The sequence below is a fragment of the Actinoplanes sp. CA-131856 genome, from assembly GCF_050956135.1.
Lineage (GTDB): Bacteria > Actinomycetota > Actinomycetes > Mycobacteriales > Micromonosporaceae > Actinoplanes.
Window position 1 is genome coordinate 4071314 of the sequence record NZ_CP191849.1, and the last position, 15276, is coordinate 4086589.

Genomic DNA, 15276 nt, shown 5'->3' on the forward strand with positions numbered 1-15276 from the left:
AAGGGCAGCATGGCCCGTGTCGTCGTCACCGCCGGGACCGCCGGGTGTTGCTGGTCGGCTTCAGCGGGGGAACGGCCTTCGCGGGAAGCCTCCTGCTCGACGACGCCTGGCTTGACGTCAGCGCAGCCGTACCGGAATAGAGAGCGGCCCGCGCATCATGCCGCTGGGCACCCACTGCACCTCTTCCAGGGGCGCGGCCGGGCGCAGACGCGGAAAGCGCTGTAGGAGCGCGCCGAGCGCGATCGTCGCCTCCAGCCGGGCCAGCGGCGCGCCGAGGCAATGATGGATCCCGTGCCCGAAGGCCACATGCCGGGCGGCGCGGCGCTCGACATCCAGCACATCCGGCTCGCCGCGCGCGTCATGCTTGCCCCGGGCGGTCTGGCGTTCGGCGTCCGCCTTGGCGCTGCCGACCTGCGGGGCGTCGCGGCTCGCCGAGCCGAGCATCACGGCCACGACGTCCCCGCGCCGGATCGGCTGCCCCGCGAGGGTGAGGTCCCCGGCGGCGTACCGCTTCGAGGCCTGCTCGACCGGCGGGTCGTAACGCAGGAACTCCTCCACGGCCCCGCCGATCAGCTCCGGCCGAGCGCGCAGCACGTCGGCCTGCCGCGGATTGCCGAGCAGACCGACGAGAGCGTTGCCGAGCAGGTTGACCGTGGTGTCGTGGCCGGCGACCACCATCAGCGCCGCCGTACCGAGCATTTCCGCGTCGGACAGCCCGCCACCCACGATCAGGGCCGACAGCAGATCGTCCCCGGGCGCCGCCCGCTTCTCGCCGATGAGCGTCGACAGAAAGGCATTGAGCTTCCGTACGCCTTCACGCTGCTCCGGCGACGGCGCGCTGACCGCCGCGGTGGTCCATTCGCGGAAGCCCGCTCGCTCTCCGCCCGGCACTCCGAGCAGCTCACCGATCACCGCGATAGGCAGCGGCGCGGTGTAGGCACCGACCAGATCGACTTCGCGCGCGCCGCTTCCGTGCGGGCCGTTCTCCGCGCCGTTCCGATGGGCGCGATCTCCCTCCGCACGGTCTCCGTGGGCGACGTCTCCGTGGGCGCCGTTTGCCTCCGCACCGTCCCCCTCCGCGCCGCCTTCCTTCGCGCGGTCTCCGTGGGCACCGTCTTCCTCCGCGCTGTCGAGGCGGTCCAGAAGTTCGGCGGCGATCGCGTGGATGCGCGGCGCCAGCGCTTCGACCCGGCGCGGGCTGAAGGCGCCCGCGACCAGTCGCCGCAGGCGGGTGTGCTCGGGTGGGTCGGCCTCCAGCATGTTGCCACCGATGCCGACGCCCGGTTTGTGCAGCGTGAAGCCGGCCGCGGCCAGCGCCGCCTCGGCCGGCGTGGAGTCCTTGAGCAGCAACGGGTGGGTGAGCGCCTCGCGCGCCGCGTCGTAGGTGAGGACGGCCCACACCTCGAGCCCGGTCTCCAGCCGGATCCGGTGCACGGGTCCTTCCGCGCGCAGCTCGGCCCACCGCCGGGGCGAGTCCGCCTTGAAGCCGGGCGTGATGGTCAACATGGCGGCAAGTTAACGCACTCTCTGATCCACCACCGTGGCCCGGGACACAAGGGTCCCCAGTGAACCCGGCCGATCTTCCGGCGTGGCTCTTTGTCGGGAGGCGGTGCGAAATGGAACTGCGCGGTCGATCGGCGGAGCTGACGGCGCTGGACGGCCTGCTGGCCGCGGCCCGGGCCGGGCACAGCTCGGCCCTGGTCCTGCTGGGCGAGGCCGGCGTCGGCAAGACATCACTTCTGTCGTACGCGGTGACGACCGCGACCGGCTTCCACGTGTCCCAGGTGGCCGGCGCCGAAGCGGGAAGTGAACTGCCGTTCGCGGCCCTGAAAGAGCTGTGCCGCCCGATGCTGAACCACCTCGACCGCCTGCCCGCACCTCAGCTCAAGGCTTTGACCACGGCCTTCGGCTCCGCCACGGTGGACCGGCCCGGTCCGGACCTCTTCCTGGTCGGACTGGCCACCTTGAGCCTGTTCGCCGAGGCGGCCGCCCGGCGGCCGCTGCTCTGCGTGGTCGACGACGCGCAGTGGCTCGACCAGGCGTCCGCCCAGGTGCTGGCCTTCGTCGCGCGGCGGTTGCAGGCCGAGTCGGTGCTGATGCTCGTCGCCGCCCGCGAGCCGGTCCGGGAGTTCGACGGCCTTCCCGCGCGGACCGTCGAAGGCCTGGACGACTTCGACTCCCGGGCGCTGCTGGGAACGGTCGTCCGCTGGCCGCTGGACGAGCGGGTCCGCGACGCGATTCTCGCCGAGGCCCACGGCAACCCCCTCGCACTGCTGGAACTGCCGTTGGCCCGTACTCCGGCGACCTTGGCCGGCGGCTTCGGCCTGCCCGCGGCGCTGCCCCTGGCCGGCCGGCTGGAGGAGAGTTTCCTGGCCCGCAGCCGGGACCTGTCGGCCGGCGCCCGTAGTCTGCTGCTCCTCGCCGCGGCCGACCCGGTCGGTGATCCCGCCCTGATGTGGCGGGCCTCCCGCCGCCTCGGCATCGCCCGCGAGGCCGCCGACGAGGTGCGCGCGGCCGGCCTGCTCACGGTCGGCGCGACGGTCCGTTTCCGTCACACGCTGGTGCGCTCGGCCGTCTACCGGGCCGCCCCACCCGGCGAGCGCCGCGCCGTCCACCACGCCCTGGCCCAGGTCTCCGACGAACAGGCCGACCCCGACCGCCGAGCCTGGCACCGCGCCCAGGCCGCCGACGCCCCCGACGAACTGGTGGCCGCCGCCCTGGAGGCGTCCGCCGGACGGGCACAGTACCGGGGAGGCCTGGCCGCGGCCGCCGCGTTCCTGGAGCGCGCCGCCGCCCTGACCGAGGACCCCACCCGCCGCGCCGACCGCGAGCTGGCCGCAGCCCGTGCCCTCCACCAGTCCGGCGCATTGGACCGGGCCGCCGCCACCTTGGATCGGGCGGCCGCCGGCCCCGCCGACGACCGCCGATCCGCCCTGATAGGCCTCCTGCGCGGCCAGATGGCCTTCTCCGCCCGCGGCCCGCACACCAGCCTGGCCCCGCCGACCCTTTCCGCCCGCGGCCCGCACACCGACCCGGCCCCGCCGACCCTTTCCGCCCGCGGCCCGCACACCGACCCGGCGCCGCCGACGCTTTCCGCTCGCCGCCCGCACACCGACCCGGCCCCGCCGACCGTCTCCGCCCGCCGCCCGGGCCCAATCCAGGTCCCGTCGGCCTTCTCCGCCCGCCGTCCGGGCACCGACCAAGTCTCGCCGACGGCCGACCGGGCCCCGAAGAGCGAACCCCATGGACACGGGCACGAGGACGGCACGGGGCTTCTGCTTGATACGGCTCGGAGGATCTCGCCATGGGACGGAGCGCTGGCCCGGGAAACGTATCTCGATGCCTTCGCGTCCGTGATGCTCGTGGGGCGGCTCGCTACCGGGCCGGGGCTGGCCGAGGTCGCTCGGGCCGCCCTCGGCGCGCCTGCCCCGGACGGGCCGGCGCGGCCGCAGGATCTGTTGCTCGACGGGCTGGCGCGGTACTTCGCCGGCGATCACGAGAGGGGCGTTCCGTTACTGCGGCGCGCCTTGAGCTCCTTCCGCGATCCGCTATTGCCCCCGGAATCCACGGTCAGGTGGGGATTTCCGGTCCGGCACGCGGCCAGCGTGCTCTGGGACGACGAGGCCTGGCACGGGCTCAGCGAGCGGCACGCCGGTGTCGCCCGGGCGCAGGGGGCGCTCGCGGTTCTGCCGGTCGCGCTCAATCAGCGAATCGCCGTTCACTTGCACGCGGGCGAGATCGAGGAGGCCGCGGCGCTCGTCGACGAGGCGAACGATGTGGCGGAGGCGCTCGGTGTGGCGCGGCCGGGATACGGCGAGGCGGCGGTCGCGGCCTGGCGCGGGCCGGCCGGTGTGGCGTCCAAGCTCATCGCCGCGTCGACCGAGCTGGCCGAGGCGCTGGGGGAGGGTGTCGGGGTCACGTGGTTCCAGTACCTCGCCGCGGTTCTGCACAACGGGTCGGGCCGTTTCCGGGAGGCGTTCGCGGCGGCTGAGCGCGCCGTGGCGTACACCGGGGAACTGGGTTTCGCCTCCTGGGCGTTGCCGGAGCTGGTCGAGGCGGCGGTGGCCTGCGGCGAGAAGGACCGCGCGGCCGAGGCGGTGCGGCAGCTCGAACGGATCGTCGCTCCGGGCGGATCCGATTGGGGGCTCGGGGTTGTCGCGCGGTCGCGGGCGCTGATCGCGAGCGGGGCCGAGGCCGACGGGCTCTTCCGCGAGGCCGTCGATCGGCTCGGCCGCTGCCGCGGCTCGGCCATGCGGGCGCGGACGCGATTGGTGTACGGCGAATGGCTGCGCCGCGCGGACCGGGACGCGGAGGCGCGGGACGAGCTGAGGGCGGCGTACGAGAGTCTGAGCCGGATGGGCGCCGAGGGCTTCGCCGCCCGGGCCCGTGACGAGCTGTTGGTGAGCGGTGAGGCCGTACGGCCGATGGACCGTCCGATGTCGACGGAGCTGACCGCGCAGGAATGGCGGATCGCGCGGCGGGCCCGCGACGGGCGCTCGAACGCCGAGATCGGCGCCGAGCTGTTTCTGAGCGCCCGCACGGTCGAGTGGCACGTCCGTAAGATCCTTGGCAAGCTGGGCATCGCTTCCCGCCGCGACCTGCCTCGAGCCCTGCCGGACACGGCCCCCGGCGCAGCCTGAGACGGCCGCGAGGGAAAACGGCCGCCTGAGATGGCCGCAAGGGAGAACAGTCGACCGAGGTGGCCGCGGGATCAGATGCGCAGCAGCGCTGAGAACAGCTCGACGCGGCGCTCCAACGGCAGGGCCCCGGGTTCGATGACGCCGTGCACGCCAAGGACGTTCGTGGTGCTCAGGATCAGGAAGGCGATGCTCCACGGGTCGCCCGTGACGCCCAGGTGGGTGGCGTTGTCGCGGAGCAGCTCGGCCAGGGCGGTCACCAAACGGTGGCGGCTGGCCAGGTAGACCTCGGCCACGCCGGGGTCGGTCGTGGCCTGCACGGCGAACTCGGCGATGAGCACGTGCCAGCGCTCCTCGTCGAGTGACAGCCGGGCCAGGCGCAGTGCCACGTCGTCGGCCCGGGCCGTCGAGATCTGCTCGACTGAGGTGGCGATCAGGGCCGTCACCTGCTCGTCCAGCAGTTCGGCGAACAACTCCTGTTTCGAGCCGAAATTCGAGTAGACCGCGCCCTTCGTATATCCGGCTCTTGCGGCGATGGCCTCCAGCCGCGTACCGCCGTACCCCGAAAGCCGGAATTCCTCGGCCGCCGCGGTCAGCAGATCGCGGCGGACGTCCTCGCGTCTCGGCCGTCGTCGATCCTGTGGCATTTCAGACATTGACCTCTCGATACCGCGGGTATTCACTCGATACCGAGGGTACTGAAATTGCTGATCGGAGAGCAACCATGCTCGCAGGACGTCTCAACGTTTCCACCGGAACGTTCGCTGTCGAAGAGGTCGCCGAGCCGCACGCCGGCCCCGGCCAGGTGCGCATCGCCGTCAAGGCGGCCGGTGTCTGCCTCTCCGACGTCCACCTCATCCAGGGCGTCATCAAGCCGCTGCTGTTGCCCGGCGACAGCGTCACGCTGGGGCACGAGACCGCCGGCGTCATCGACGAGATCGGCGACGGCGTGACCGGCCTGGCGGTCGGCCAGCGCGTGCTGCTCCAGGCCGGCGAGGAGCGCGACGGCGCCGTCTGGACCCGCGGCGTCGACTACGACGGCGGTTGGGCCGAGTTCGCGGTCGCGACCGCCTCCACCGTCGTGCCGCTGCCCGACAGCCTCCCGTTCGAGCAGGCCTGCTTCATTCCCGACGCCGTCTCCACGCCGTGGGCCGCGATCGTCGAGACGGCCCAGGTCGCCCCGGCCCGGCCGGTCGGTGTCTGGGGCGTCGGCGGCCTCGGAGCGCACGCGGTTCAACTGCTGCGTGTCATCGGCGCCGCCCCCGTCATCGCCGTCGACCCGCTGCCGGCCGCACGCGAACGAGCGCTAACTTTCGGCGCCGACCTCGCCCTCGACCCGGCCGACCCCATCTTCCTGACGCGGGTGAAGGAGGCGACGCGGGGGCGCGGCCTCTCGTACGCCTTCGATTTCGCCGGGGTCGCGCCCGTGCGCGAACAGGCCGCCCAGGCCCTGGCCCGCGAGGGCAAACTGATCCTCGTCGGCCTGACCGACCAGCCGCTGACCATCACCGAGGGCACCCACTTCAGCTATCTCAAGCAGCAGATCCGCGGTCACTACGGCTCGCAGCCCGAGCACGTGCTGGAGCTGCTCGACCTGGTCGCCGGCGGCCGCGCCGAGTTCTCCCGCTCGGTCAGCGGCACGCTGCGCCTGGCCGACGCGGCCGAGGCCGTCCGCCGTCTGGACGCCAAGGAGGGCGATCCGATCCGCCTGGTGCTGGTTCCTTGACAAAAGTTACCGGTAACAGTTTTGCTGAGAAGCGAACTGTTACCGGTAACTTTTCGAGGGGTCCCGCCCGTGGTGCGCAAGGATCGAGTGGCCAAGGCGCCGACGATCTACGACGTCGCGCGCGTGGCCGAGGTCTCCCACCAGACCGTGAGCCGCTATCTGTCCGGTGTCTCCCCGCTGCGCCCGGCCTCCCGCGAGCGGGTCGAGCGGGCGATCGAGGAGCTCGGATATCGGCCCAGCCTCACCGCGCGGGCGCTGGCCCGGGGCGAGTCCCGCACCGTCGTGGCCCTCACCGGCGAGCTGCTCGAGGTCGGCACGGTCCAGCTCGTCGAGGGCGTGCGCCGGGCGGCGCGGGCCGCCGGCTATCTGCTCGACGTGATGACGTACGACGCGAGCGACCTGGGGCGAACGCTCACTAACATCGCCCGCCAGGACATCGCCGGGGTCCTCGCGATCGCCGACACCGACCAGCTCCGCGAGGCCGTCGAGCGGCAGTCTCCCGACCTGTTCATCGCGGTCACCGAGGACGCGCCCGGCGCCAACACCGTCGAGGCCCACCTGGCCATCGCCCGCCACCTCATCGAGCTCGGGCACCAACGGGTCACCTACGTCGCCGGGCCGCGCGACTGGCGGTCGGCCCGCACCCGCCTGCGCGCCTTCGAGCAGGCCGCCACCGGGCTCGAATGTGAACGTTTGTTCGCCGCCGGCTGGTCCGCCGCCGCCGGGTACGAGGCCGGGCAGCGGCTGACCGGCCCGACCGCGGTCGTCTGCGCCAACGACCAGATCGCCCTCGGCGTCACCCGGGCCCTGGCCGAGCGCGGCCTCGGCGTCCCGGCCGACGTCAGCGTGGTCGGTTACGACGACATGCCCGAGGCGGCGTACTTCTCGCCGCCGCTGACGACCGTACGCCAGGACTTCGCCCTGCACGGGGCGCACGCGTTCCGCCGCGTCCTGGACCGGCTCGAGCCGGATGTGCCGCGTGAGCCACTGCCCGCGGTCGAGGACCACCTGATCGTGCGCGGCTCCACGGCCGCGCGACGCGCATAGGCAAGAGAGGGACCGAGATGCCGATCTGGTACGGCGGGGACTACAACCCGGAGCAGTGGCCGCGCGACGTCTGGGACGAGGACGCCTCGCTCATGCGGACCGCCGGCGTCAACCTGGCGACCGTCGGCGTCTTCTCGTGGTCGCGGCTCGAACCGCGCGACGGCGAGTTCGACTTCGAGTGGCTCGACGTGGTGCTGGAGAAGCTGCACGCGGCCGGCGTCCGCGCCGACCTGGCCACGGCCACGGCCTCGCCGCCGCCCTGGCTCACCCTCAAGCACCCCGAGATCCTCCCGGTCACGGCATCGGGCGTACGCCTGTCGACCGGCAGCCGGCAGCAGTACTGCCCGAGTTCGCCGCTCTACCGCGGTTACGCCACCCGCCTGGTGAAGGCGCTCGCCGATCGCTACGGCTCTCATCCCGCCCTCGAGATGTGGCACATCAACAACGAGTACGGCTGCCACGTGAGCCGCTGCTACTGCGACGTCTCGGCCGGCGCCTTCCGGTCGTGGCTGCGCGACAAGTACGGCACGATCGACGGCCTGAACGACGCCTGGGGCACCGCCTTCTGGTCGCAGCGTTACTCCGATTTCGAGGAGATCTTCCCGCCGCGGGACGCGCCGACCTTCAAGAACCCGGCCCAGCTGCTCGACTTCGACCGGTTCGGCTCGCACGAGCTGCTCGAGTGCTTCCGGGCCGAGGCGGCCATCCTGCGCGAGGTCACCCCGGACGTCCCGCTCACCACGAACTTCATGGGCTTCTTCAAGCCCGCGAACTACTGGGAATGGGCCAAGGAGCTCGACTTCGTCTCCGACGACAGCTATCCCGATCCGGCCGACGACACCGCCTATCTGCAGTCGGCGATGACCCGCGACCTGATGCGCTCGCTCGCCGGCGACAAGCCGTGGGTCCTGATGGAGCAGGCGCCAAGCGCGGTCAACTGGCGTCCGCAGAACGCGGCCAAGCGCCCCGGCCAGATGCGCGCCTGGTCGTACCAGGCCATCGCCCGCGAGGCCCGCGGCATCATGTACTTCCAGTGGCGGCAGTCGATCGCGGGCGCCGAGCAGTTCCACTCGGGCATGGTGCCGCACAGCGGCACCGACACCCGGGTGTGGCGCGAGGTGGTCGAGTTCGGCGCCGAGCTGAAGGCACTCTCCGGCGTACTGCCGTCCACAGTGGTCGCACCCCCGGTCGAAGCCGCGATCGTCCTGGACTGGGAAAGCTGGTGGGCCCTGGAGCAGGCGGCCCGCCCGACCCGTGTCAGCTACGCGGCGCAGATCTCGGCCTGGTACAAGGCCTTCGCCCAGGCCGGCCTCCGCGTCCGCTTTGTGCACCCCGGCGCCGACCTGAGCGCCTTCCGCGTCGTCGTCGCACCCACGCTCTTCCTCGCGACCGAGGCCGACCTGGAAAACCTCGCCGCGTACGCCGACAACGGCGGCACGCTCGTCGTGACGTTCCAAAGTGGGATCGTCGACGAGAACCTGCGGGTGCGCCCCGGCGGCTATCTCGGCCCGCTCCAGCGGACGCTGGGCCTGTGGATCGAGGAGTTCACCCCGCTCGCCGGCCACCCGGCCGCACTGGCCGGCACGGTCACGTCGTCGTCGGCGACCTGGAGCGAGGTCGTACGCCTGAACGGCGCCACCGTCGAGTCGGAGTTCACGGACGGTCCGGCCGCCGGCGGCCCGGCCATCACGAGCAACGGCACCGCCTGGTACGTCGCGGCCGACCTGGCCGCCGACGGTAAGGCGGCCCTGATCGAGACCGTGCTGGCCCGGCTCGGCCTCGACCTGCCCCGCCCGGCGCCGGGTGTCGAGCACATCACGAGCCAGTCCGACACGTACGTCATCAACCACAACCCGCTGCCGTACATCGTCGAGCTCGACGGCACCGATCTGCTCACCGGCAAGCCGGCCCGGGGCCTGGAACTGCCCCAGTACGGCGTGGCCATCGTCCGCGCCTAGCCCCCTTCAGGCGGCCTCGGTCAGATCGGCCATATCGATGCCGGCCTTCTCCAGCACGAGGCGGACGTCGTCGAGGGAGAGACCCTCGACGACGTTGTCGCCGTGGACGATCCGGTACCACTCGCGGCCGTCGCGGCGCACGGCCTCGACCCGCCAGGCCGCGTCCTTGGTCGTGACGGAGCCCGTCACTTCTTCCGGGGCGACCGCGGGCTGCGCGGCCGGGGAGGACAGCGGAACCAGCGAGGAAACATCACGGTCGGGGCGCAGGCCGCGCCACGAGGCGTGGCGGAGACGGCCGTCGACGGTCCAGTTGCGAAAGGCGACCTCGCCGACGAGCGACGGCTCGACCCACCGGGCATGACGGGCATGCTCACGCGGCACATCGGCCACCGGCGCCGTGGGGAGGCGTGAAGCGTCGAGCTCGGCCGTCAGGTGCTGGAGCATCGAGTCCGTGAATCCGGTGCCCACCTGGCCCGCGTAACGGAGGCCCTCCGGCCCGGGTACGGCCAGCAGAAGTGAACCGATCGTCCCGGACCGGCGGCCCCGACCCGGCTCGTAGCCGATGATCAGCACCTCCTGCGTACGGATGAGTGGCACTTTGGTCCACTCGGCCGAGCGGCGCCCCGGCCGGTAGACGCCGTCCTGGCGCTTGGCGACGACGCCCTCGAAGCCGGACAGCTTGGCCGCGGCCAGCACGTCGGCCCCGGCGTCCGGGAAGTTAGCGGGCGTTCGCACTGTCGCGCCGTCGAGGCGCAGCTCCGCGAGCAACTCCCGGCGCCGCTGGTAGGGGAGATCGACGGTGCTCCGCCCGTCGAGGTGCAGCACGTCGAAGACGTAGTAGCGGACCGGCACCGCGTGCAGCAGCGCCGCCGGGGGAGCGGCGACGTGCATCCGGTTCTGCAACAGGGCGAACGACGGCCGCTCGCCGGCCTCCAGGGCGACGATCTCGCCGTCGAGGATCGCCGGGCGCCCGCGCAGCAGCGTGGCCACCTCGGCCAGCTCCGGATAGGTGCTGGTGACGTCGTTGTCGTTGCGGGTCAGGGCCCGCACCTCGTCACCCTCGGCGTAGGTGATCGCGCGAACACCGTCGTACTTGAACTCGAACGCCCAGCCCGCGCCGGTGGGCAGCGGGCCGAGCGCGGCCAGCATCGGCCGGACGAGCTCGCCATCGATCTTCATACGTCCGGGCTACCCCGGGCACGACCGGGTGATACCCCTTGACCAGGAATTACACCGTGGTAGTTAACCAACCGGGCCGAGACGTCGACCGGATCGCCGCCGTCGGGCACGGCGGCGGGGGACGCGGGCGTGGCGCCGCCGGAGCAGGTCGTGACCCACTTGCCGGGCCGGCCGGACTCCGCGCCGGTTCGCGGGTTCGATCCGCGCGCCTCCGGGTATCGGCAAGGGCATGGCGCGACCGATCTGGACAGGAGCGATCACCTTCGGCCTGGTCTCGGTGCCGGTGGCGATGTACTCCGCCACCCACGAGCACGAGGTCAGCTTTCACCAGTTCGAGAAGGGCACCGGTGACCGCATCCGCTACAAGCGGGTGAACGAGCGCACCGGCAAGGAAGTCGACTACGACGACATCGTCAAGGGCGCCGACGTCGGCGGCGGCGACTACGTCATGCTCGACCAGGAGGAGCTCGACTCGGTGGCGCCCGGCCGGTCGCGCAGCCTCGACATCGACCGCTTCGTCGAGCTCGACGCCATCGACCCGCTCTACTACGACAAGACGTACTTCCTCGGGCCGGGCCGCGAGGAGAGCGAAAAAGTTTACGGCCTGTTACGTGACGCGATGGCCGACTCGGGCCGCGCCGCGATCGGCACGCTGGTGATGCGCGGAAAGGAATATCTGGCCGCGATCCGCGCCGACGGCGACCTGCTGATGCTCCAGACGATGTACTTCGCCGACGAGGTCCGCGACCCGAAGGACCAGATCGACTCGCTGCCCCGGCGCAACGCGGCCAAGCCGGCCGAGCTCCACATGGCCCAGCAGCTGATCGACTCGATGGCCGGCAAGTGGCGCCCCGCCGACTTCCGCGACACCTACACCGATCGCGTGAACAAGCTCATCGACGAGAAGAAGGCCGGCAAGGAGATCACCCCGGCCGCCGAGGCCCCCGAGCCGACCGCCGCCACCGACCTGTTCGAAGCGTTGCGGCGCAGCGTCGAGGCCGCCAAGAAGGGCCGGGCAAACTCCAAGACCGCTTCATCCGTACGAGGTTCCACCGCACCCAAGCGCAAGTCCACCAAGTCGGCTGAGGGGAAGGCGGGCGGTCCAGCGTCCGCGCGGGGAAAGGCAGGCGGGACGGCGGCCGGAAGCGGGCGAGGGAAGGCAGGTGGCGCGGCGGGAACCGCGCGAGGGAAAGCGGGTGGGAAGGCCGCCAAGGCGAAGGCGGCCGACCTCAAGGAGGCCTCGAAGGGCGATCTGCTCAAGCTCGCCCGCGAGCTCGACGTGCCCAAGCGGACCACGATGAGCCGTGCCGACCTCGAGAAGGCCGTGCGCAAAGCTCAGCGCCAAGCCGCTTAGGCGGGCTCGTCCAGGCGCTCGAGCCAGCGGTCCAGCAGCGCTGCCTCCTCGGGCTCCAGCTTCGGCGTACCGGAAAGGGCTAGTTGCGAGCGCAACTGGCGTGCCCCCGCCCGTACGGGGTCCGCGTGTTTGTCCTGGTCCGGAATCTCGGTGAGGACCGCCCCGAACACGGCGTCGCGCGCTCGATGGGATAGCGCCGGGTCGTCGAACAAAGCCGGCTGGGCTATGCGGCTCAGGGCCACCCCGATGTTGGCCGGCAGGATCAGCTGGGCGGCCAGCCTCGGTGTTGTCCGCAGCGCGCCGGCCGCCGCGGTTCGGGTCAGCGTCTCCTTCAGCAGGTCGAGGATGCGGCGGTGGGCGCTCGACGCCGCGCCCGCCCGCGGGGCGAACATCAGCTGGTAGAGGGCCGGATTTTCGGCCGCGAAGGCCATGTGGTCGTCCCAGCCCGCGTACATGTCCGCGACCGGGTCGTCGCTGATCTCCAAGCCGGCCTTGCGCCGCGCGTACCGTTCGAAACCGGCGTCGGCCACGGCGTCGAGCAGGCCGCGCTTGTCGCCGAACAGCCGGTACAGCACCGGCTGGGTGACGCCGACCTCCTCGCACACGGCCCGCGTGGCGATGTCACCGTCGGGGGAGGCCGCCAGCTGCCGCTCGGCCGCCTCGATCAGCGCCGCCCGCACGGCGGTGTCCTCGACCTTCTGCATGAATCAATGATACGTCAAGGAGCTAGCATCGATTTTGTAGGCTTTCGACGCCATCACGCGCTCGGGTGTGTCGAACCGGCGTACGAAATCGCCCGGCAGTTGATCGTCGAGGAACTCGCGCCAGGCCTCCAGGTCGCGCTGCCACGCCTCCATGAAGTCCTGGCAGAGCCGGTGGGTGATGGCGGCGCTGCGGCCCCGGGCCGTCTCCAGCGAGCGGCGCATCTTGCGGTGCGCGGGGGTGTCGCCCAGCTCCGCGATGACCAGATCGATGAAGGCGCGCCGGCGGTAGAGGGCGTCGCCCCAGTGGCCGGAGCCGGCGGTGTCGATGCGCTCGCCGGCGTCGAGGAGCCAGAACAGACCCTCGGCCAGGGTGTCGCCGAGTTCCTCGGCGGCGGCCCGGGCCGGGTTGGCGAACGGGTCGTACGTGCGCTGGCGCATCTCGCCCGCGCGGGCGGCCCGGAAGGGCACCCCGTCGCCCAGCAGGAAGAGCCAGTCCTCGTTGTAGATGGTGGGGGAGAAGGACTTCGTGCGCAGGGCGTCGACGATCATCGCGCCGCCGCCGATGAACGTGTCCTGGTGGCCGCCGACCGCCCGGTAGGCGTGACACACCACCGAGTTGTCGAAGTATCCGCTGTTGGCCAGTCCCACGGCGCGGTAGTGGTCGGCCAACCCGGCCGCCCGGTGCAGCTGGTCCGGGTCGTCGATCAGGATGTCGTCGTCCAGGAAGAGGACCCGCCGCCAGCCGAGGTCGCGCGCCAGCACCAGGCCGAGGTTCCTTTTCAGGCTCAGGTCGCTGGTGGTGCCGAAGCCGTGGGCCTGCAACAGCCGGTCGGTCTCGAACGAGGGCAGCAGCGCCGCCAGCGTGTCGTCGACGTCGACCGCGACGGTGGCCGCGTCGAGGTGGTCGGCGAGCTTCACCGCCTGCTCGGGGGAGGACGCCCGGCTGCAGAGGGCGACCACGGGGACGCCGATCCTCCGGCCGACCTCCATGACGTGCCGCAGGGCGTCGGCCGGCCACGCCGTGGGGACGATGATGGCGTCGAGGCGTGCCGTGACCTCCCGCGCCGACGCGTCGATCCGGTCGAGCAGGTGGCTGTGTGAGCCGTGGTGCAGACTCTCCATCGTGGACACGCGGCGGAGCATAGTCAGGCCTCCGGCCACCCGTGCAGGACGGTGTCCGGCGCCGTCCAGTCCGGCGTCGTCACCACGCCGTTGAGCACCTGCACGCGGAAGAGAAGGCTGAACGCCTCCTCGCCGGGGAACCGGTCCGCGAGGAAACCGGCGTTCTTGTCCCGGAAAACGTCATGCGTGAGCGCGCGCACCGCTCCGTACACGCCTTTGCCGTACATGCCGTTGCATACGGTGATGGTCTTCTCCAGGTTCAGCGGATTGGCCGCCCGGAAGAAATGACCCACGTCCTGGACCAGGATCCGGTCGTCGCCCCGGGACACGAACTCTGGTGTGAACGACTGATCATGCCCGTCGGTGACGACGCGGAAGCAGCCGCGGCTGGGATCGGTGTCGTCGGACAGCTGTGTCACCGGAACGGGTGTCAGCCGCATGGCGTCCTGCGTCGCGCTGTTCCAGTCGATGCCACCCAGCAGCACCAGATGTTTCGTCCAGTCAGTCTCCTTCATGTCCCGGGCGCTCGCCCACTGAACCTCCAGATCGGGGTTCACCGCGCGGATGTGCCCGTGCAGCTCGAAGAGGGAATCGAGGTCGGCCAGCCGGGACAGCTTGGAGCGGTCGGGATCGAAGTCGGTCTGGGGCTCGCCGTTGCCGGGCTCGGCGCAGACGATCATGACGGGGCCCTCGTCGTAGAACCACGGGCCGTGGCCGACGATGGTCGAGCCGGTGAACGGGGCGGCCGGCGCCTCGCGCAGCGCGAACAGCTCGCGGGCCAGCTTGTCGCGGGTCTCGGCCTCGTCGGCGGTCAGGTCCTGCTCGCTGACCAGCTTGTACGGCCGCGACTCGATCGACCGCCGCGTGCAGTAGAAGGTCAGGATGGCGTTGAGCCGGTCCTCCGGCGGGGGCGTCGGGTCGGCGACGCGCTCCCACGACGAGACGAGCTGGACACTGGTCTTCTTCCGGTCGGCCAGGGCCTCGGCCAGGTCGGCCTGGGTGATCGAGACATCGGGCCACCACGACTTGCGCAGCTCACGCAGTCGCTTGGCCAGAATGCGGCCGGGGTCGCCGACAGTCGCCACTCCCGCACCTCCAGAAAACTTCACTGTACTACAACTCACGCTCGCGGTCGGCAACTTAGCAGGTAAGACCGGGAGTTGGCCAGGGCGTGAATGAATGCCCTTCAGCTTTGTCTTGGTATTGCTAGGTGAAGGTTCAGCAACTTACAGTCAGTATCACTGGCACTACAGGTAGATCTAGGGAGGCACAATGAACTCCTACTCCCAGGACCTGGTCAACGCCGTCGCCGCCGCCGGGATGCTGGCCGCCATCCTCGCCGCCGTCGGGGTGGCCGTCTACGCGACCTACGTCGTCATCCGCGTCACCACCCGGCAGGCCACTGCCGCCATCTACCTCACGACGGTGCTCGTCGTGGGGTTCGTCATCATCGGCCTGGTGAACCGCTGACTATCGCGCCGCCGTCGGACATCGACAGCGGCGCCACGCGGCGGGCACGATCACCAGAGGGCGGCCGATCAGGAGACCG

The 15276-nt window shown here is 71.4% G+C and carries 12 protein-coding genes; 6 read left to right on the top strand and 6 right to left on the bottom strand.

Annotated elements, in window-relative coordinates; genetic code table 11:
- Positions 1 to 117: 117 nt before the first annotated feature.
- A complete protein-coding gene (locus ACQP2X_RS18790; RefSeq protein WP_498698677.1) occupies positions 118 to 1506 on the bottom strand; it encodes a cytochrome P450 family protein in 1389 nt (462 codons plus the stop codon).
- A gap of 110 nt (positions 1507 to 1616) precedes the next feature.
- On the opposite strand from ACQP2X_RS18790, the gene ACQP2X_RS18795 reads away from it, so the two are divergent.
- Positions 1617 to 4640: a helix-turn-helix transcriptional regulator gene (locus tag ACQP2X_RS18795; protein WP_498698679.1), complete on the top strand. Its 3024-nt coding sequence runs from the start codon at positions 1617 to 1619 to the stop codon at positions 4638 to 4640.
- A gap of 71 nt (positions 4641 to 4711) precedes the next feature.
- Here ACQP2X_RS18795 and ACQP2X_RS18800 read toward each other — a convergent pair whose 3' ends face one another.
- Positions 4712 to 5293, bottom strand: coding sequence for a TetR/AcrR family transcriptional regulator (locus ACQP2X_RS18800; protein ID WP_498698680.1), 582 nt, complete (start codon positions 5291 to 5293; stop codon positions 4712 to 4714).
- A 68-nt stretch (positions 5294 to 5361) separates the two neighbouring features.
- Here ACQP2X_RS18800 and ACQP2X_RS18805 point away from each other — a divergent pair, with 68 nt between their 5' ends.
- The 3 genes from ACQP2X_RS18805 (at position 5362) to ACQP2X_RS18815 (ending at position 9368) form a co-directional block, all read left to right on the top strand.
- Complete coding sequence (locus tag ACQP2X_RS18805) at positions 5362 to 6363, top strand: zinc-binding dehydrogenase (protein ID WP_498698681.1); 1002 nt, start codon at positions 5362 to 5364, stop codon at positions 6361 to 6363.
- 69 nt (positions 6364 to 6432) lie between these two features.
- The gene (locus tag ACQP2X_RS18810; RefSeq protein WP_498698683.1) at positions 6433 to 7410 is read left to right on the top strand and encodes a LacI family DNA-binding transcriptional regulator; all 978 of its coding nucleotides are present in this window, start codon (positions 6433 to 6435) and stop codon (positions 7408 to 7410) included.
- 17 nt (positions 7411 to 7427) lie between these two features.
- Positions 7428 to 9368 carry a beta-galactosidase gene (locus tag ACQP2X_RS18815; RefSeq protein WP_498698684.1) on the top strand — a complete coding sequence of 647 codons (1941 nt, stop codon included), beginning with the start codon at positions 7428 to 7430 and terminating at the stop codon, positions 9366 to 9368.
- A 6-nt stretch (positions 9369 to 9374) separates the two neighbouring features.
- On the opposite strand, the gene ligD is transcribed toward ACQP2X_RS18815, so the two are convergent.
- Positions 9375 to 10547 carry a non-homologous end-joining DNA ligase gene (gene ligD / locus ACQP2X_RS18820; RefSeq protein WP_498698686.1) on the bottom strand — a complete coding sequence of 391 codons (1173 nt, stop codon included), beginning with the start codon at positions 10545 to 10547 and terminating at the stop codon, positions 9375 to 9377.
- A 229-nt stretch (positions 10548 to 10776) separates the two neighbouring features.
- Between ligD and ku the strand changes: the two genes are divergently transcribed.
- Entirely contained in the window at positions 10777 to 11901 is a 1125-nt protein-coding gene (gene ku / locus ACQP2X_RS18825; protein WP_498698687.1) for a non-homologous end joining protein Ku, read from the top strand.
- On the opposite strand, the gene ACQP2X_RS18830 is transcribed toward ku, so the two are convergent.
- The 3 genes from ACQP2X_RS18830 to ACQP2X_RS18840 are packed head-to-tail and all read right to left on the bottom strand — an operon-like array spanning position 11898 to position 14812.
- Positions 11898 to 12605 (bottom strand): TetR/AcrR family transcriptional regulator, encoded by a 708-nt coding sequence (locus ACQP2X_RS18830; RefSeq protein WP_498698689.1) that lies wholly within the window; start codon positions 12603 to 12605, stop codon positions 11898 to 11900. The two genes, ku and ACQP2X_RS18830, sit on opposite strands and share 4 nt — an antisense overlap.
- A 3-nt stretch (positions 12606 to 12608) precedes the next feature.
- Complete coding sequence (locus ACQP2X_RS18835) at positions 12609 to 13736, bottom strand: hypothetical protein (protein WP_498698690.1); 1128 nt, start codon at positions 13734 to 13736, stop codon at positions 12609 to 12611.
- 14 nt (positions 13737 to 13750) lie between these two features.
- A complete protein-coding gene (locus ACQP2X_RS18840; RefSeq protein ID WP_498698692.1) occupies positions 13751 to 14812 on the bottom strand; it encodes a helix-turn-helix domain-containing protein in 1062 nt (353 codons plus the stop codon).
- 187 nt (positions 14813 to 14999) lie between these two features.
- Here ACQP2X_RS18840 and ACQP2X_RS18845 point away from each other — a divergent pair, with 187 nt between their 5' ends.
- Positions 15000 to 15197: a hypothetical protein gene (locus tag ACQP2X_RS18845; RefSeq protein ID WP_498698695.1), complete on the top strand. Its 198-nt coding sequence runs from the start codon at positions 15000 to 15002 to the stop codon at positions 15195 to 15197.
- Positions 15198 to 15276 lie beyond the last annotated feature (79 nt).